Origin of the sequence: Terriglobus sp. TAA 43 (assembly GCF_000800015.1) — a bacterium.
Classification (GTDB): Bacteria; Acidobacteriota; Terriglobia; order Terriglobales; family Acidobacteriaceae; genus Terriglobus.
The window spans coordinates 352,063-369,317 of sequence record NZ_JUGR01000001.1 but is presented as its reverse complement, the minus strand read 5'-3'; the positions used below and the strand labels follow the sequence as shown (position 1 = coordinate 369,317).

The 17,255-nt window shown below is 55.4% G+C and carries 13 protein-coding genes; 7 read left to right on the top strand and 6 right to left on the bottom strand.

The window, feature by feature from the left end; all coding sequences use genetic code 11:
• Nucleotide 1: 1 nt before the first annotated feature.
• From M504_RS01480 to M504_RS01470, 3 genes are all read left to right on the top strand, one after another.
• A complete protein-coding gene (locus M504_RS01480; RefSeq protein ID WP_047487134.1) occupies nt 2-4,147 on the top strand; it encodes a hypothetical protein in 4,146 nt (1,381 codons plus the stop codon).
• 120 nt (nt 4,148-4,267) lie between these two features.
• Nucleotides 4,268-5,539, top strand: a complete 1,272-nt coding sequence (locus M504_RS01475; RefSeq protein WP_232296117.1) for an alpha-amylase — start codon at nt 4,268-4,270, stop codon at nt 5,537-5,539.
• Nucleotides 5,536-7,254 carry a hypothetical protein gene (locus tag M504_RS01470; RefSeq protein WP_047487127.1) on the top strand — a complete coding sequence of 573 codons (1,719 nt, stop codon included), beginning with the start codon at nt 5,536-5,538 and terminating at the stop codon, nt 7,252-7,254. Before M504_RS01475 ends, M504_RS01470 begins: the two co-directional genes overlap by 4 nt.
• Here M504_RS01470 and M504_RS01465 read toward each other — a convergent pair.
• From M504_RS01465 to grrA, 5 genes are read right to left on the bottom strand one after another with little or no spacing between them, the layout of a single operon-like run.
• On the bottom strand, nt 7,238-8,326 hold the full coding sequence (locus tag M504_RS01465) for a hypothetical protein (RefSeq protein WP_052200185.1): 1,089 nt from the start codon (nt 8,324-8,326) through the stop codon (nt 7,238-7,240). The two genes, M504_RS01470 and M504_RS01465, sit on opposite strands and share 17 nt — an antisense overlap.
• A 60-nt stretch (nt 8,327-8,386) precedes the next feature.
• Nucleotides 8,387-9,010, bottom strand: a complete 624-nt coding sequence (locus tag M504_RS21005) for a hypothetical protein (protein ID WP_052200184.1) — start codon at nt 9,008-9,010, stop codon at nt 8,387-8,389.
• A 31-nt stretch (nt 9,011-9,041) separates the two neighbouring features.
• Nucleotides 9,042-9,755, bottom strand: coding sequence for a hypothetical protein (locus tag M504_RS01455; RefSeq protein WP_047487125.1), 714 nt, complete (start codon nt 9,753-9,755; stop codon nt 9,042-9,044).
• Nucleotides 9,756-9,797: 42 nt separating this feature from the next.
• Nucleotides 9,798-10,976, bottom strand: coding sequence for a cyclophane-forming radical SAM/SPASM peptide maturase GrrM/OscB (gene grrM / locus M504_RS01450; RefSeq protein ID WP_047487122.1), 1,179 nt, complete (start codon nt 10,974-10,976; stop codon nt 9,798-9,800).
• A gap of 30 nt (nt 10,977-11,006) precedes the next feature.
• A complete protein-coding gene (grrA, locus tag M504_RS01445; protein ID WP_047487119.1) occupies nt 11,007-11,405 on the bottom strand; it encodes a GrrA/OscA1 family cyclophane-containing rSAM-modified RiPP in 399 nt (132 codons plus the stop codon).
• A gap of 183 nt (nt 11,406-11,588) precedes the next feature.
• Between grrA and M504_RS01440 the strand changes: the two genes are divergently transcribed.
• Both M504_RS01440 and M504_RS01435 read left to right on the top strand, forming a co-directional pair.
• On the top strand, nt 11,589-14,567 hold the full coding sequence (locus M504_RS01440; RefSeq protein ID WP_198137503.1) for a sensor histidine kinase: 2,979 nt from the start codon (nt 11,589-11,591) through the stop codon (nt 14,565-14,567).
• Nucleotides 14,564-15,220 carry a response regulator transcription factor gene (locus tag M504_RS01435; RefSeq protein WP_047487113.1) on the top strand — a complete coding sequence of 219 codons (657 nt, stop codon included), beginning with the start codon at nt 14,564-14,566 and terminating at the stop codon, nt 15,218-15,220. Before M504_RS01440 ends, M504_RS01435 begins: the two co-directional genes overlap by 4 nt.
• Here M504_RS01435 and M504_RS01430 read toward each other — a convergent pair.
• Nucleotides 15,217-15,582 carry a response regulator transcription factor gene (locus M504_RS01430; protein WP_052200183.1) on the bottom strand — a complete coding sequence of 122 codons (366 nt, stop codon included), beginning with the start codon at nt 15,580-15,582 and terminating at the stop codon, nt 15,217-15,219. The two genes, M504_RS01435 and M504_RS01430, sit on opposite strands and share 4 nt — an antisense overlap.
• Before the next feature lie 264 nt (nt 15,583-15,846).
• Between M504_RS01430 and M504_RS21000 the strand changes: the two genes are divergently transcribed.
• The gene (locus M504_RS21000) at nt 15,847-16,392 is read left to right on the top strand and encodes a hypothetical protein (RefSeq protein WP_052200182.1); all 546 of its coding nucleotides are present in this window, start codon (nt 15,847-15,849) and stop codon (nt 16,390-16,392) included.
• A gap of 21 nt (nt 16,393-16,413) precedes the next feature.
• Complete coding sequence (locus tag M504_RS01420) at nt 16,414-17,178, top strand: DUF4239 domain-containing protein (protein ID WP_047487110.1); 765 nt, start codon at nt 16,414-16,416, stop codon at nt 17,176-17,178.
• Nucleotides 17,179-17,255 lie beyond the last annotated feature (77 nt).

Here is a 17,255-nt window from a genome sequence, read left to right as displayed (position 1 = left end):
TGTGGCCAAGGTTATTGGTTCACTCACTGTCGCACTCACTTTCGCGGCTGGCCTCATAGTTCAATCCGGGCGAAAGGATGTATCAGGCCCGGTACATCGAGAGACCGCGAGTGCGGCGCACACGAAAGAAGTGACCAAGGGCGAGGGGCCGTGGGTGGCGTCGTGCCGATACTGGGCTGCGATTGAAGGCGGACAGGCCGGTGGCCATCTGCAACAAACCAACACCAACGCTACGGCGAAGACTCTCACAGGCTGCGACTCTAAGGACGACACAATGGGTTGGAATATACCGTCCGACGTTGCACCTTCGAAGCCCGCGGCCGATCAGCATCCCGTAGACATAACATCCATGATCGCCGTCGTCCCTGATCCGATACACAGTGGTCTGGCTCTTGATTTCGATCGAACATTGGAGTCCGTGCTTCTGGCGGCAGCTGATAATCACTATCTCAGTAGCTACTACTGGCTACCCTGGCAGCAACGTGCTACTCCCACCACATCGGATTCTGCTGCTGATCCACCGCCCGGCAATCCAGAACGCGAGCGTCAACCGGGACTTGTGATCCTTCGCTACGTGTCTGAACCGCAACCATCGCCTGCGCCCGCTTCAAACGATGACAAGTCGCACACCGACGATGCAAACCTTGCACGATCGAATTATTCATCGGTCAGCTACCGAAAGGTCGTGTATTTATTTCTCGTTGCGGAGACACCTTCCCTGGGCGTCAATGGCGAGCAGCTTCAGAATGCTCTCCGCTATGAACAGTACCTTCAGAATTGCTACGATGCCCATCTTTCGATTCACCCCGTTAACGAGAAAATGGACGTCAAGCACAAAGTCACGCCTTCGCCCTCATGTCGTGGGGGCTTGCCCCATCAGGCTTCCACCGCGAACTACAAGTCTTTAAACAAGAGGAGCGAGCCATCAAACCGCGCGAAGATAGGTTCTGCCGCTGAGCCCGTCTCCTCCGATCACGTACTTTCGGTCATCGGACCGTCATACTCCGGCACAGCCACTTCGTTATATGCAGGCTTGTCTGCCAAGCTCGAATCACTTGGCAATCCCCGCCTTTCAATCACCGGTGTAACCAGTACGGCCATTGCGTCGCATGAGCTTGATCCTTTTGCAAGCGGAGACTATCGATCATTCGGAGAAAACACTGGCTTTGAGGAGGACCGCTTTCTTGAGGCACTCGTTCATTCCGGATTCGACCTGAGCCGAGTCGCGATCCTCTCAGAGTCCGGAACTGTCTATGGGTCGACCACCGAAGACACATCGAATTCTTCCTCAAGTAAAGGTGCCTGTTTACCCCGCAGCCGAGGTTGTTACCGGGAGGGCGACGAGCCGCTGAACGATGCTCCCAAAATTCTGAGCATTCGGTTTCCTCGTGAACTCTCGATCTTGCGTAACGCGAGCGCCAACGATGCTAAGAGTTCGTCATCAGCCCCAACGCCGTACCTCGGTCTATCGCTCAAGGGGGACGCCGCAGATGATACCGTTGAACGCTTCTCCAAAACGCAAACGCCTCTCTCCATAGAGGCCCAACTCATGGCAATTGCGAACCAGCTCAAGAGAGCGCGTACACAGTACGTGCTTATCTCCGCGTCAAATGTTCTGGATGTTTTGTTTCTGGCAGAATTTCTGCACCGGGCCTGCCCCGATGCAAGGCTTGTCATGTCGAGCGGCGGGGACCTTCTCTTCGAGCGCGAAGGTGAAAATGCGCCCTATATCGGTTCCATCTCCATCTCTCCGTATCTTCTATCGTCGCTGGATTTCACGCGTCACAGCCGCTGGATGCATTCTGACTATCACTCGGAAGCAATTTACAACGCGGCCACCTATGCATTTCATGGGGCGACATCGAATGCGGAGATCGCTCTATCCGGATATTCGAAACGATCGACTCCAACAATGCAGACTGAACATTCAGAAAGACAAATACCTCTGTGGGCCTCTGTCGTCGGCGCAGATGGTTACTATCCTCTCGCTGTTTTGAACTGGTGCAGCAGCGACGATGTCAGCCTCCTGCCAAGCATCTCGACGGACAATGCCGCTTCGAAGTTTACGTTGTGCTCCGAGACAAACGCACTTCAAGGTCGCGACAAGGTCGAATCGCAATCATCGAACGTCTCAGTCCAAGACTCAATCAATGCCAACTCCGGGATTGGCCCCTCATTGCCGTGGCAGATCCTGGTCGGCATTCTTTGCTTCATCTGTCTGACCCACGTCCTAGCATTGATGTCGGCGGATCTATGGTCGCCATTTACACGCGACTTCGCGATGGACCAAAACGATCTCCCCCATCGCCGCGCTGTCTATCTCAACATCGGCGCCAGCGTTTTGGCATCCACGGCCTTCGTCACCGCCTATCCCCTGCTGTGCGTAGACCGTTACTTCAACTTACCTGGCGCTTCCTACTGGGCAGCGGTTGGGTTACTCTTCAGCGCGGCAATTGTGGTGGCCTCTACCGCTTGGAAGACCCGACGGTACTTTTACCATTCACATTGCAAACCGTACTGTTTCTTTAACTGTGTGTCAGTCATCGCTTTATTCGGGATCATAGCGTCCTGGGCCAGAATCTGCAGGAGCGACACTCTCTACGGATATCCTGCATTCTCAGGGCTCTATCACAGTGTCCGGTGCTTGCAACCGTTCAGCGGGGTCAGTCCACTTTGCCCGCTTGTGCTGGTGCTGTCGGCCTGGTATCTGTGGGCGCTGTACCAGATCGCAAGACTGCGCTTTTCGCAGATTCATCGGCCACGACTACCACGACGCGACAACGCGGTCGCTTCGAGGAACGAACCCTTCCCATTGTTTGTTCCAGATAATGCACTCGAGGAGTGTGACCCTCCCAGGAGTTGCTGCCTCTATGCCGACATCACCTCCCTGCTAATTACACGTGAACTTATCGTCCGTGCAGTGCGAGAGGTGACCAGAAAACAAGGGGCAATTCAAGAGCACGACGATGCCAAACCATATCGCTGGGTGGACGCGATCTTAGCTGTCGTGTATGTGGCCCTGTTCTGCTGCTGTCTCTCCCTTTTCCGCATTCATAGTCTGGACGCTTTCGTCTTCCACCCACTTCTCGCGAAGTGGGGACCAACGATGTACGAAGCTTTACTCAAGGCATTGTTCTTCCCGCTACTCATGGTGGCGCTCGCCGGTTGGATTCGCACGCTCTGTATTTGGGCTGCGCTCAATCGAGGCCTGCTGGAGCCGCTGGAGAGGATGCCAATCCGGTTTGCATTTGACCGCTACAAGAGCGGCGGTTGGATGAGCATGCTTCGACAGAAGGGCCTGCACATTCGCTGGCGCGACATGTCTCGTTCCACAGAAGCCATTCGCCAGATTGTGCATCATTCGACTCTCACGGAGTACCCCACACTCTATCTGGACCTATCAACGAAGTACCGGAATATCGATAGTGAAATTCGAATGCTGATGGCAAGCATTCGCGCCGGCAAAGGCGCAACAATGCATGAAACCGTCGCGAGTACTTCGGTAGCCAATAAGTCAGCACCGTGTCCGTCTCACGACCTGTGGGACATGCCCGAAGACAATAAGGACATTTGCAGCATCTTCCGCATCGAATCGGACTACGCGGATTTTGGCACTAGCCTGATCAACCTGTATCTAGCCGGTAAGTGGGAAGAGCGGATAAATCCGCCGGAACAGAAGCCTGCAGCGGCTGAGGATAAGAAGACGTCCGATGCTACCCCTTCGACCACGCCGCCTTCACTCGAGCACCTTGCCGAAGATTTCATCGTCATCCGCTACGTTGCGCTTATTCGTTCTGTGCTGCTCAATATGCGCTATCAAATGTTGACAGTCGGAACAACGTTCGTGTTGGCACTGGTGGCATGGAACTCATACCCTTTCGAGCCGCATGCGTTTATGGATTGGGCTTTCACCCTGCTACTCGGCGCGCTTAGTGTTGGTTTCATCAGCGTCTTCGCCCAGATGCACCGCAGCGCCATCCTTAGCCGAATCACGGATACCACTCCCAATGAACTGGGTTGGGAGTTCTATATACGTCTGATCACCTTCGGCGCAGTTCCAGTACTTACCTGGCTCGCTTATGAGTTCCCCCAAATCGGCGGGAGCATTTACAGGTTGTTACAACCCAGCCTTCAAGGAATCAAGTAATTTAGGCGAGCCTTCAATGCCAGGATATGCGACCGTTTCACAGTCCGACATAACGAGAGTACAACCATGATTCTTTACGACTGCCTCTACCCCACAATCAAGAGCGGATGGTATCGACGAATGCGTACATTCGCTGGAGCCTTTGCAGCATTTGGTGGGGATATCATTCTTCTTCCTCCGCCGTTCCGTACTACCTATACGGGTCCTGATAATCAAAGTCTGGGTTATGACCCAGTCAGCGACCTCGACATAGGACAGTGGGATACCTTTCGTGGCGGCACCGCTAGCGATCTACAGTCGCTTGCAAAGGAGGCACTCGGTCACGGCATCCGTCTGATCTTCGATTTGCCGGTGCATCAGTATGGCGCCTTGCCTGTGATCGAACGCAATGCCAGCGGCAAGCCAGACAAAACATTGGCGTACAAACCCTCTTCGTTATTTCAAGCCGCACCGGATCAAACCTTTGAACGCGCCGCTGCTGACGGATTGCGTATTCCCTATCAGCATTCGAAACCGTCAGATTATCTCCGCAAGCTGAAAATACAATGCATCGCATGGCTTATGGCTGTCTCCGCCGGATGGGGATTCCGCCTGGATGAAGCAAAAGATCTCGACATGAATTTGACACGCCGGCTAGCCGCAGATATTCCGGGGTTCAAAGTCGCGGAAGCTTACACCGGCAGCAATGCGCAACTGGACTCTTACCATCAACAGTCAGGTCTTCCCGTCTTCGATTTCGGTAGCCACTTCGCGTATCGCGCCGTCAGCCAGGGCGCAGGCCTTGACGCGCTTGTGTATATGGATCGCTACTGCCACCTCAATCCTTCCGGCGCAGTACCGTTCGTGGAGAACCACGACACAGATGGTGCGGAAGGAGTGGTCAATTTCAAAGGTTGGTTTTATCTGGACGCGTGCACACAGGCCGCGGTCGCGTGTGCAATTTATGGGGGCGACTACGAGCGCTACGCTCTCGCCCCACTCATCGACAACTATATGTGGATCGGCAAACGCCTCGCCGCAGGCAAACAGAGTTACCACGTAGTCACCCCGGATATTTTGATTTGGTCGCGTGACGGTGATGGAGGTCCATTGGGCAACACCGCTGGCGTTCTGTGTGGCATCTCGCGAGACCCGTTCAATACGCAGTGGGTGTGGACGGACACGCCATGGCGTAACTGCTGGATAAAGAACTACGCCCGCAGCGGCGGCCCCAACGTTTGGGTGTTTGACGATGGACGCGCGTGTGTCCCGTTACCGCCGAACAGTTACGGTCGTGCGGATAACGGAGTTGCATACAGTTTGTTGGGGCAGGACAGCGGTATAGCCACGCACGAACTTCACATTCCACTCGCGAATCCACTCGATTTTTCAAACATCACGGTGAAACTATGAAACTGCTTGCGATAGCTCTCCTTGCATCTTCGTCGCTCGTGGCGCAGATATCTACCAAGTCGTACGATGTGGCGCGCACTTCTGAGACGCGCAGTGAGAAGACGCTCACCACGGCTCGGGTAAGTGCAGGCTTGCAGATGCAGCCTCGCATCCCGTGCATTGGCGATGCGCGTGGCTGCGAAGCCCAACCGCTCATCGATGGCCCCGTGATGATCCTCGCCTCCGAGGCAAACGTCATCCGAGGTGTACGTCCAGAAGATGGTTCCGCAATCTGGCAAACAGCCGCTTTATGTACCCCGATACGTTCGATTCCAGAGAACGATATGTGGGGCGTCAACGACCACTTCGGGATGTTAAGTACCGGCGTGATTGATTCGTCGACACACAAGCTCTATCAGGTAGCGACGTGTTCTTCAGACGGGAGTGGCGCGCACAGATCCATGACGCAACACATGTACGTTGTCGATACGCGTACCGGCACCATCCTGGCGAATACACTTATCGACGCAACCAGCAACGGCCAACGCTACGCGGATGCTCCGCGCAAGCAGAGAGCTGCTCTTGCTCTCTGGTCTCAGAACGGCACCAAATTTATCGTTATAGCCGCCGGCTCATTCGCCGAAACCGGAGCGAACGCCACAGGTTGGGTTCTGGCGTTTGACACATTCGACAATCAGGTTAAGGCAGCACTCTCTACGCGGGCCGGAATCTGGATGTCCGGAGGAGGCCCATCCATCGATGATGATGGTCTCATCTATCTCGGCGTGGGCAATGGGCCATTCAATGGCACTACAACCTTTGGCGAAGCTGTTGTGCAGCTGCGGTTCGTCCCTCCTACAGCCACCACGCCCGCCAAGCTAAGCGTGTTGCACGCCTGGGCCCCCTATTCCGACGCGGCGAGGACATGTGCCAATGCACAGCTCACACAGCCCAAAGCAATGCTTGAGAATAAGATCTCAGGTGATTCAGCACCCAGCGATCCGCCGCCCGGCGCCAGAATGCCGATGAACACAGACTGTGGTGCCCAATGGGGCGATCAAGATGCGCATCTATCAGGGACGCTGCTACAACGCTTCAACCTTTATTTGACCGCAGGCAAAGATGGCATTGGTTATCTAACCAGCACCACGAACTTCCCCGACAGCCACCCCGCCGACTTTGTCAATGCCAAGGCGAATTGCGCAAAGGTCAAAATGTATCAACTGGGATGGGATCTCGGAATGGATTCCTGCCCTGCTTCCCTGGCCGGATTGAACCGTTTTCCGGGCGGCAAAACCAGGCACATTCACTCACCAATGGCCCAGTACTTTGCGCCGGACTCGACGCAGTATGTGCTTGCCTTTGCTGAAAATTCTCCACTCCAGGTTTGGCGTGTGAACAAGGACGCGACGATGAGCTACGTAGCCCGTGGCACAGAGATGGCTTCGGCCCAGTCCACAGCAGAACATGGCGGCATGCCCGGCGGCTTCTGTTCAGTAAGTTCAGACCAGGGTGCAAACGCAATCGCCTGGTGCGCCATCCCCGACAGCGATGCCAATCGAACCGTCACCACAGGCCATCTCGTTGCGTATGATCTCACCAGCTTCGCAGGCGGTCGGGTCCGCACGCTGTGGACATCGGAACAGTTTGTCTTCTCGAAGTTCTCACAACCTGTCGTCTACAACGGTCACGTTTACCTCGCAGACTATGCAGGGAGCGTCATGCATTGGCGATAGAGCGTTCCCATAGGTCAGACAGCGGGGCAGAAGCATCGGCAAGCGCATCCTGAATCCCGCGAATCGATGCGTCCAGTTCTTCCCTACTTACGTTGTGACTGTCACCGTTGGGATGTAATATCCACCCCTTACTACCGACACTTACAGGAACACCGAATGGACATGATATGTCGTGCAGTTCACCCTGCAACATAACTTGCGCGTGCACGCAACGTCCATCATCTTCCTTCCATGCACGGATGATGTTGAGTACTGCATTCGCTGTCGCGTTAGGCGTGGAATGAATCGCGCTTGCCGTTACAAACGGCTCGATGAAGATGCGTGCGTCGGGAAGCGCGGCTTCTACCAGATGATAGGCCGAGGCGATGTCCTCATTTTGCAGATATAACAGTGATGCTTCCTGAAGGTTAGCAACACGTTCCATCAACGGCTTCTGCTGCGCACTCCACTCCAGCTCAGAGAACAACTTGAAAACCTTGTCATCGTCACCGCGCAGACGAACGGAATGCCACATGGGAATCATGTGACGACCATGCTCGCCCCACACGCTGGCATGCACATCATGTCGACTAATTCCCAAACTACGCGCAATGGAGCGGGCGAACCGAAGTGAGTCCTGCTCGGCACCGATACCAATAATTCGCTTGCGATCGATGGTGCGAGATAACTCCTGCACCGCGAGTTCCACGGGGTTACTCACCACGAGATATGTTGCTGTAGGAAGGTGTTTGCCGCATGCGTTAGCAATATCTCGAAAGATGGGAAGATTGCCACGTCCCATGACGCGACGATCCGTACAGCCGGGAGGCATGGGAACACCCGCGGTCAATACGACCAGGTCTGCTTCAATGTCTTCCAACTGCGGTGCCACGTCTATCGATACGCGCAGATCATCAAAAGCATCCAGTAGATCCGCGCGAATGGCAAGCAGACGACCATAGGATGAGGGTTCCCCATGACCTACAAGCTGGAGCCGGTCGCCGGGTTCCAGGATTCCGGATCGGAGAACATGCGCGCAAAGGGCGCTCCCCACATAGCCAGACGCGCCGAGGACCGCAATCGAAGTAGACATGGAATTCCTTCCTATTGGGAGGCGCCGGCGGCTGGAAGTTCCCACCGGCACCATATTGCGCTAGTTGCGCTGCGCCTTCCACGGGGCGTGGTCTCCGTGAATGCCGTACATACCAGACATTCCGTCGGCAGTAACCTCGCCGCGGAATGTAAGAACGTCGTGGGTGTCGGTGCTGAATTCAACATGATTGCCATTGATCCAGCCCTGCAGGTGGCCCTTCTGGTTCGGTCCCCGGAAGTTACCGGTCAGGACATTGCCATCCTGGCTGATCTGCACTTGCTTCAGGGAGCTACCCGGCTGAGCCACGTTATACGCGTAGATCGTCCAGTTGCCACTGATGTTGATGTTCACTGGTGCGGGAGTCGCAGCGGGCGGAGCGCCAGAAGACGAGGGTGGCGGAGCCGCTTCGCCCTGGTTTGCATCAGCCTGATCAGCTGCAAGGCCGATCTCCTGGTTTGCCTGTTCGAGCAACTCCTTGGCTCGTTGTGCATGGCCTCCCAGGTGCGCGTTGTTATCGCGCTGCGCTTCCGTAACGCGCGAATAAGCACTGATGACAGACTCCTGCGCACTGGCCAGATTGCCATGGCGCGAAGGGTCAATGGTAACGGTGGGCATTTGCGCATGAGCTACGGCGTAACTCATAGTTGCAAGGCCGAGGACAATGGCAAGTTTATTGCGTTTCATGATCTGAGTCCTTTGAGTTAATTGCTCTGGGTTAGTTCCACAGAGCGGTAATGATCTGTCCCTGCTCGTTCAGCAGGATGGTCATGCGATTGGGGTTTGATTCGAAGCTGCCCAGACCGTCGCCCTCACGGATCACGCGGAGATTGCGCGGCAGGTCTTCTTCACGCACGAAACCAGCCTTCGCGTTTGCCGGAACAGCTTGTCCCTTCGCAACGAAGATCTTGCCTTGGCAATCCACGCAATCCTTCGGTGCGGTTGCAGACACCGCATAGCCAGGCAGCGTGTTCAAGGTGACTCGATTCGCAGCACCGTGAACGCGCACACCTTTGAACGGATGGCCGGGTTCGATGGTGAAGATAGCTTCGATTGCGGGATAAGCGGTGGGCGCAAAGACATCCTGCGGAGCATCGGCAACGAGTGCCAGATCGAGCATGCCATCAGCAGGAATGCCACGCGTCAGCGGAACAAGTTGCGCTGATTCCCAGCCTTCTGTCGATGCCAGGCCACGTACGCGGATAACGTCCAGTTGTGGGCCATGCGCGCTGCGCATCACCTCCACGCTGGACACCCATAACACCGGTGCGGTGCTGGATGGTCCGTCGTTCGAAGCGAAGTCGGGTTGCTGGTCGGTAATGTTTGAAGCAGCAGGCTGCTGCACGGTTTGCGGTGTGCTCTGTGCCAGTAGGCAGCTCACAAGCAGGAGCTTGGCAGAGACGACTGCTGCGATCTTGAATTTCGTTTGCATGATGTCTTCCTTGTGAATTTGGGTCCAGCGTTGGGTCTTGTGTCAGGCGGCGGCTGCAACTTCGCTACCGCGCTGTAAGGTAGCGGTCAACGAGTGCTCCATCCGCGAGAAAGCCGAAAGGATAAGATCGGCGGGCGTAATCTGCACCAGATTGCAGAACGATGTTTGCGTGCTTGCGAAGGTACCGTTCTCTGAAAGCTTGTTGACGGGTGCCCCACCACCGCAGATGGAGAAGTAGTCACATTCCTTCCGGCATGACTCAACACCTGCGTTGATATCGGCGACCATCGCAGCCATCGCCGGGCTATGTAACATCTGCTCCAGCGTGTGTGTGTGAACATTGCCAACCAAGAAATCGTGATATCGCTCGTTGCGATAGCCCAGTAACTCTGGTGAAAACGTCCCCACATTCCCCTTGCAGTCCACGTTCAGCATGGCCAATGGTTCCACCTGGTCATTGCCGACGTTCGCTTCCTCGGGGCGGAAGATACGCGTGATTAATCCATCAATCTCGCGGATGAAGTTGATACCCGGCGTCTTGCGTGACAACATCCAAAACGTCTGCAGGAATTGCTGGAACTGCAGTCTGGTCGCATCGCGTCCCTGCTGCATCAGTTCCGAAACGTGATCACCTTCAGACTCCTCTACGTTGAAACAAACATCGCGGATGCCTTCTTCCATATAGAACGCGTGCAGTTCCGCCGGCTTCAGCAACGCGTCCTTCGAAAGAACCGAGATCACGTGGAAAGGAATGCCTTCGGCTTGCAACAGGCGAGCCCCGCGCATTGCCTTATCGAAGGTTCCCTTGCCTGACCGCGTTACACGATTTGCATCATGCATGGCGCGGGGGCCGTCGATGCTGACGCCGACACCCACATTCCAACGACGGATGAGATCACACCACTCTTTGGTCACCAGCGTTCCATTCGTCTGGAACGAATGGCGCAGCTTCACGCCGGAAGGGCGCAGTTGCTCGATGGCTTGGAACGCCGCCTCGTAATACGAGACCGGCAGCACCAGCGGCTCACCGGCATGCCAGATCACGGTGATCTGCTCGCCCGCATAGGACGACTCAAATACTCTGCGGAAAGTCGTTTCGATGGTATCCAGACTCATCGTCGAGATGTCATCGCGGGTTGGCAGATAGCAGTACTTGCAACGGATATTGCAAAACGGCGTGGGCTGCAGAACGATAGTGTGAATGCGTGTGTTGGTGCTCATTATGATTTCTCCCGCCTGAGATCGAAGTGGCTACCAGTTATGCCAGAAGTTGTGCCAGCCGTTGCCCCAGCCGCCGTTGTGCCAACCGCCATTACCCCAGTTGTGCCAGCCGCCATTGCCCCAACCGCCGTTGTGCCAACCACCGTTGCCCCAACCGCCGTTATGCCAGCCAAAGCCACCACCGAAGTTCAGCCACTCGGCCAGCGTCAGCTTCACGCCGTTCGCGTCTGTTACGGTTTTGTTTGCGTGATCCTGCATGTTGTTTGAGACGGCCTTGCGAATTTCGCTAAGCCGATCTGCTACCGAACCGCCGTTGTCGGCGTTCTCTGTTGCCTGAAGTCCCTTCACGGCCAGCGCGGCAGAAAGTCCCATAACGCCGGCTGGAAGTAGTAGTGCAAGAGCTGTTGCAGTGCGCTTTGTGGCGCTCATGTTGTTCTCCTTGGTTGCGATACTAGGCAGCCTGCAACCAGGAAAATATCCGTGTGGCTACACGGTTCCGGATGTACCGCTACATGAACAACCTGTGTGGTTCCACATAGACAGCTTTCTTTCAAAGCTTCCGGTCATCGTAGAATGGCGGCATTCCCTGTAAGACACAGGAGGGCGATAGCAGTGAAGGACTCAATACGATTGCAATTCACTGCTTTCTTGAAATTAGCTACGCTGTGGCTGCTTGTTACTTGCGCGACTTATACGACGCCTGCGCAGTACCGCTTTACGCAATGGACACCAGATTCAGGATTACCGCAGAGCAGCGTACGTGGCCTTGTACAAACTCCCGATGGGTTCCTCTGGATTGCCACGTTGAATGGAATCGCCAAGTTTGATGGCGTCCATTTCCAGATCTTCGATAAAAGCAATACTCCAGGTATCACCAGCAATCGATTCGTAGGTATGTCACGCGGTCCCGGCGAGGACCTTTGGTTCACCAGCGAAGATGGCAATGTGATGCTCAGGCGCGGCACCAAATTTCGAACGATGGGCGAGCAGGATGGCATGCGACCACGTTCCGTCGAAGCCATTACTGGGACTCCACAAGGCCAGGTATGGGTCGAATCAGACGGTAAGGTGCTCCATTGGAACGAAACCTCGCAACGATTTAAACCCGAATCGTTCAACACAGAGACGCGCAAGTTTCATGCATTGGCGTGGGTCGGATCAGGCTTCTGGACAATCGAAGGAAACCGGGTTGTGATTTTCAATCGTGGCAATTTGGCCACGTTTGCTGCACCCACAAGCGCCGATCTCCCGTCCGTCATGGGCGTTGCCGCCAACGCAAACGGGGATGCCTGGATTTCAACGAAAGACGGTCGCATGGGGAGACTCAGTGATAAACCTCCCGTATTCCGCAAAACGCCGGACTATTTTGTTTTGCACGGCGCGCCAGGCACCGATTGGAACTTAGAGATTTCACCCTATCGCTTTGAGCGGACGTTGCTCCTGCCCGTGGAGGGAGCAATACACCCCATCAGGTTGCAGGTGATTGGAACAGACAACGAAGGAAATGCTTGGGTTGGCGCGGAAGGCGAGGGCCTATTCCGCATCCAACGCCAGTTCATCATGACACTGGGACGCCCGCAGGGACTTGTCAGCGATAACACGTATCCCATATTTCATTCGCGAACCGGAGATATGTGGGCCGGAAGTTGGCCCGGTGGCCTATCGCAAATCCGTAACGGCAAAGTGATCCGAACCCTCGGGCTTGCTGACGGTCTTCCCGCATTGGTCTCGTCAATTACTGAGGATAAGGATGGAGTTCTCTGGGTTGGAACGCATGGCGGTGTCCGAACACTTGTGAACGGGCATCTGAAGAAGCCTGCTCTTCCCTTCGATGACTCATCGACCGCAGCACAGGTGATCCTGCAGACAGCAGACGGCGCCATGTTTTTTGGAACCCCGCGTGGCCTGTACATCGTGCGCGATGGCACGGCACAGCATCTGTCCATGGCTGAGGGCCTCGCAACAGACGATGTTCGCGTCGTGCTGATGGATCGTCATCATGATGTATGGATGGGTGGATATGGCGGCGTAACGCGCGTCCACAACGGACAAATGTCACGTTGGACAGAAGCACAAGGACTGCCAAGCAATAACGTCCGTTCTCTCGTAGAAGATTCAAACGGCGAAATCTGGGTAGGAACGTACGACGGCGGCATGGGATGGTTCCGCAACGGCCGTTGGGTCACGTTCAACACGAAGAATGGCCTCTACGATAGCGGCGTGTTTCAGATACTGGAAGACTCGCATCACTGGTTCTGGATCAGTTCCAACCGCGGAATTTACCGAGTGTCTCGCGAGCAACTGGCAGCGGTTGCCGACGGTAAGCAGCCCCTGGTGGCATCCATCGCCTATGGCCGTTCGGACGGCATGGCCAGTGCGGAATGCAATGGCGGCCTATGGCCTGCTGGATCTGCAGACGGAGAAGGCAAGCTGTGGTTTCCTACCCAGATGGGTATCGCCATTGTCGACCCGGCCAAGGTCCACGTAGTGACAACGCCACCGAGTGTCGCAATCGAAACCGCGAGTGTAGAAAATAAGCCGGAATCTGAGCCGCAATCCGTCGTTCTTAGCCCTGGGCAGACAAATCTTGAGGTCAGCTACACCGCCCTCGGATACACGAAGCCAGAACAGATGACATTCCGCTACAAGATGGATGGCGTAGATGGCGATTGGCAACAGGTGGGACTACGTCGCACCGCCTATTACACGCATCTTCCCCCTGGCAACTACATCTTCCGCGTCTCTGCCACGAACAGCGATGGCATTCGGAGTCGGCAGGATGCCGTGTTACACGTACAGGTAATCCCCCCGTTTTACCGGCGTTGGTGGTTTATTACCGGTGCAGTCATTCTTCTTGTTCTGCTTGTCTCGGCAGCGTGGCTATTCCGCGTCAGGCAATTGCAGCAAGCGCAGGAACGCCAACAAAACTTCTCTCGACAGCTCATTGCTTCGCAGGAAGGTGAACGACGGCGCATCGCTGGTGAGCTGCACGACAGTCTCGGACAGCGACTCATCATTATTAATAATCTGGCGCAATTCCTTCTCCGTTCAAAGGGAAAAGTCCGCACCGAAGAGGAGAAGCGTCAGACGGTAGAAGAGATCAGCGGAGAGGCTTCCGCCGCGATCGACGAGACGCGCGCCATATCCTATGCATTACGCCCCTTCCAGCTGGACCGCCTGGGACTCACGCGAGCCATCCAGGCACTCTGCACCACAATCATGAAGGCTTCAGAAATCACTATTCAGACAGAGTTGGCGGACATTGATGACGCATTTCCAGAAGATCTTCGCATCAACGTGTATCGCATTGTTCAGGAGGCGCTGAACAACATCGTCAAGCACTCCGAGGCTTCCATGGCCAAAGTAACGGCATTTCGCATGGAGGATGCTGTAACTCTGATCATCAAAGACGATGGCCGCGGAATAGCTGCGAAACCTCGCACTTACCTACCTGGTGGCGGGGGCTTCGGAATGACAGGCATGCGCGAACGTGTCACCCTGCTCAACGGCACTCTCCAGGTGGACAGTAACGCCGCTACTGGTACTCTGGTGAGGATTGAGCTTCCTATCGCCAAAAGCAGAGTGCTATGAATATTATCCCCGTTCTTCTAGCTGATGATCATCCTGTAGTTCGCCGTGGCCTCAAAGCAACTATCGAAGATGACGAACAGCTACGGGTGATTGCCGAAGCTGCCGATGGCAACGACGCACTTCGCCTGATGGAAGAACTGGCCCCTGCAGTGGCCATCCTGGATATAGATATGCCCGGATTAAATGGGCTGGGCGTTGCACGCGAAGTAGCCCAACGATCATTAAAAACCCGCATCATCTTCATGACCTTCCACGCGGATGAAGACCTCATGCGCGCAGCGATGGACGTGGGCGGCAAGGGATACCTGTTGAAAGGTAGCGAGACAGAAGAAGTCTGCGCCGCCATTCATGCAGTCAACGCCGGTAGAACATACATTGGCTCCACCATGGCCGCGGTCCTCTTGAATCAGAAGTCAGAAAACGCAGGCTCGCCTCTAAACCTCAAGATCCTGACGCTTACTGAAAAGAAGGTGCTGCGGTTGATTGCCGACGGACTTTCCAGCAAAGAGATTGGCGACGAACTGGGAATCCACTATCGCACGGTCGAAAACCATCGCACTAACATGTGTCGCAAATTGGAGATTGAAGGCGCGAATGCCCTGGCTCGTTTTGCTCTGCAGCATCGCGCTGCGTTGCACGAACGCCTTTATTAATTCCCCGGCAGGCAGATACAGTGCGCCTGAATGATCGCCTCTAAGTCAGTAAGGTTTGTCTTCAACGCATAGGCGCACGCGCCGGCATCTCGTGCAGCATGGCGAAATTCGTCGTCGTCATAGTCTGTAACGATGATGACGCGGGCCTCGGGATGCTTCTGGACCAGCTGCCGCGTGGCGGCGAGTCCATCCATACGCGGCATCTTTACATCCATCAGAACAATGTCAGGATGGTTTTCCTCGTAGGCTTCAAGCGCGTCCGCGCCGTCCCCTCGAGTGATTGCCTCATCTGCGATATCCGCCGTCGCTCTTTGAATAAGCTGCCGGACGGTCGGATTATCTTCTACTATCAAAATCTTCATCGGACTGGGAGTTGCCTGCCTTCACTTCGGTACAGAGTCGATGCTACGGATAACATCAACTCTTTTGAATCCGTATCGCTACATAACGGACACATGTGGAAGCACACTGCCAGCCGTGTGGTTCCACACGGTACCGGGCCATGTGGAACCGCACGGCAACGCATGTAGAGCCACGGATGGGATCATTGACGAATCTTTTCTACCTTCAGAACTGTGAGCGCTGGCTACATCCGGCGACGAAAAAACTCTGAAGGAGATTCTCCCTTGATTCGCACTCTTGCACTTTGCGCACTGGCTCTCAGCACCACTTCCCTTTATGCCGCCCAGGACGTGGCCGGCGCGGTGGTTGGAGCCGTAAAAGCCGTCGACCGGGCGGGTAAGGTTGTGGTGGTCGACACTAAGGACGGCGCAGTCCATACGTTCCATTTCACAGACGAAGTGGCTGTTCACACCGGCGACGGTACACGCGATATATCCCGGGACACCCTTCACGGAATCGACAAGGGAACCGTTATTGTCGTGCACTACACCGCGAAAGGCGGACGCGAAACCGCACACGAGATTGATCGTCTGGGCGACAAAGGCTTGCATGAAATCAAGGGGACGGTGAAAGGCGTGGATCATGGAGCTCACACGATCACCATTGATACAGGCAAAGGCACCTTGGACACCTTACGTCTGACCGGCGATGCCACGGACGATGCCGCCCGCGCAACTGGCAAAGGTACTGAAAAGGCCGCGAAAGTCACGGCGTACTATACGGTTGATGCTGGTCAAAAGACCGCGCACTTCGTCGAACGCGCGTTCTAGATTTCGAACGAGAGAATCTCCATGCTCACCTATACACAAAGCCTGGCCATCGTTCTGCTGTCGATCACCTTTGCGCTGGCTCTCCTCTACCTTCTTGATTGCAAGTTAGAGGAGGGTACTCGCAAACGTGCCAACAGCGTCAATGGCTGGCAACTGAGCATCCTGGGCACCGTGTACGCCGTATCGCTCGGATTCATGCTTTCAGACGCCTGGCTTGCATACCAGGCGGCGGTTGCGGATGTGCGAGCGGAAGCTTCAGCTGTCCTCTTGATTAATCGCAGCGCGCAACTTATGCCCGAAGCGTGTTCGCAACCACTGCAGCAACAATCCCGGGCATACCTCGATGCGGTCATCGGGACGGAGTGGACCGCCATGCAGGCACATCATGCAAATGCATCGGGAGAAACTGTTCTCCGCCAGATGTGGAACACGCTCGGATCTTGTGCGGGACATGAGGCCACAACCGGGCGTGGGAACGTCATTACGGCATTGTCATCGCTGCAGATACGCCGGGATGCAAGGATGCAGGATTTCCAGGGACACCTCCCTTTCATGATGTGGAATGTCCTGATCTTCGGCGGCGTCATCGTCGTCATCTCCTCGTGCTTGTTATGCAACGAGCGGAAGTCGATCCATTTCTTCCACGTCATCTCACTGACCGTTCTCATCACCGTGTCTTTGCTAGCTATTTCAGATCTCGATCGCCCATTTGAGGGCGCAACCCACGTGGACGTAGGGGCCTTTCGGGCAGTCCAGAACGATCTACAGGACGGCAGCGCCCGATGAGACGGAAAGGCGATCCCCGCAGGTCGATTCACCATCTGCTTTTTGGTTTGGCACTAGTGCTCTGCGGTTGCATGCGG

Coding starts and splice junctions, on each gene's coding strand:
- M504_RS01475 (WP_232296117.1), top strand. CDS start 4,268: ATGCGTACATTCGCTGGAGCCTTTGCAGCATTTGGTGGGGATATCATT.
- M504_RS01470 (WP_047487127.1), top strand. CDS start 5,536: ATGAAACTGCTTGCGATAGCTCTCCTTGCATCTTCGTCGCTCGTGGCG.
- M504_RS01465 (WP_052200185.1), bottom strand. CDS start 8,326: ATGTCTACTTCGATTGCGGTCCTCGGCGCGTCTGGCTATGTGGGGAGC.
- M504_RS21005 (WP_052200184.1), bottom strand. CDS start 9,010: ATGAAACGCAATAAACTTGCCATTGTCCTCGGCCTTGCAACTATGAGT.
- M504_RS01455 (WP_047487125.1), bottom strand. CDS start 9,755: ATGCAAACGAAATTCAAGATCGCAGCAGTCGTCTCTGCCAAGCTCCTG.
- grrM (WP_047487122.1), bottom strand. CDS start 10,976: ATGAGCACCAACACACGCATTCACACTATCGTTCTGCAGCCCACGCCG.
- grrA (WP_047487119.1), bottom strand. CDS start 11,405: ATGAGCGCCACAAAGCGCACTGCAACAGCTCTTGCACTACTACTTCCA.
- M504_RS01435 (WP_047487113.1), top strand. CDS start 14,564: ATGAATATTATCCCCGTTCTTCTAGCTGATGATCATCCTGTAGTTCGC.
- M504_RS01430 (WP_052200183.1), bottom strand. CDS start 15,582: ATGAAGATTTTGATAGTAGAAGATAATCCGACCGTCCGGCAGCTTATT.
- M504_RS01420 (WP_047487110.1), top strand. CDS start 16,414: ATGCTCACCTATACACAAAGCCTGGCCATCGTTCTGCTGTCGATCACC.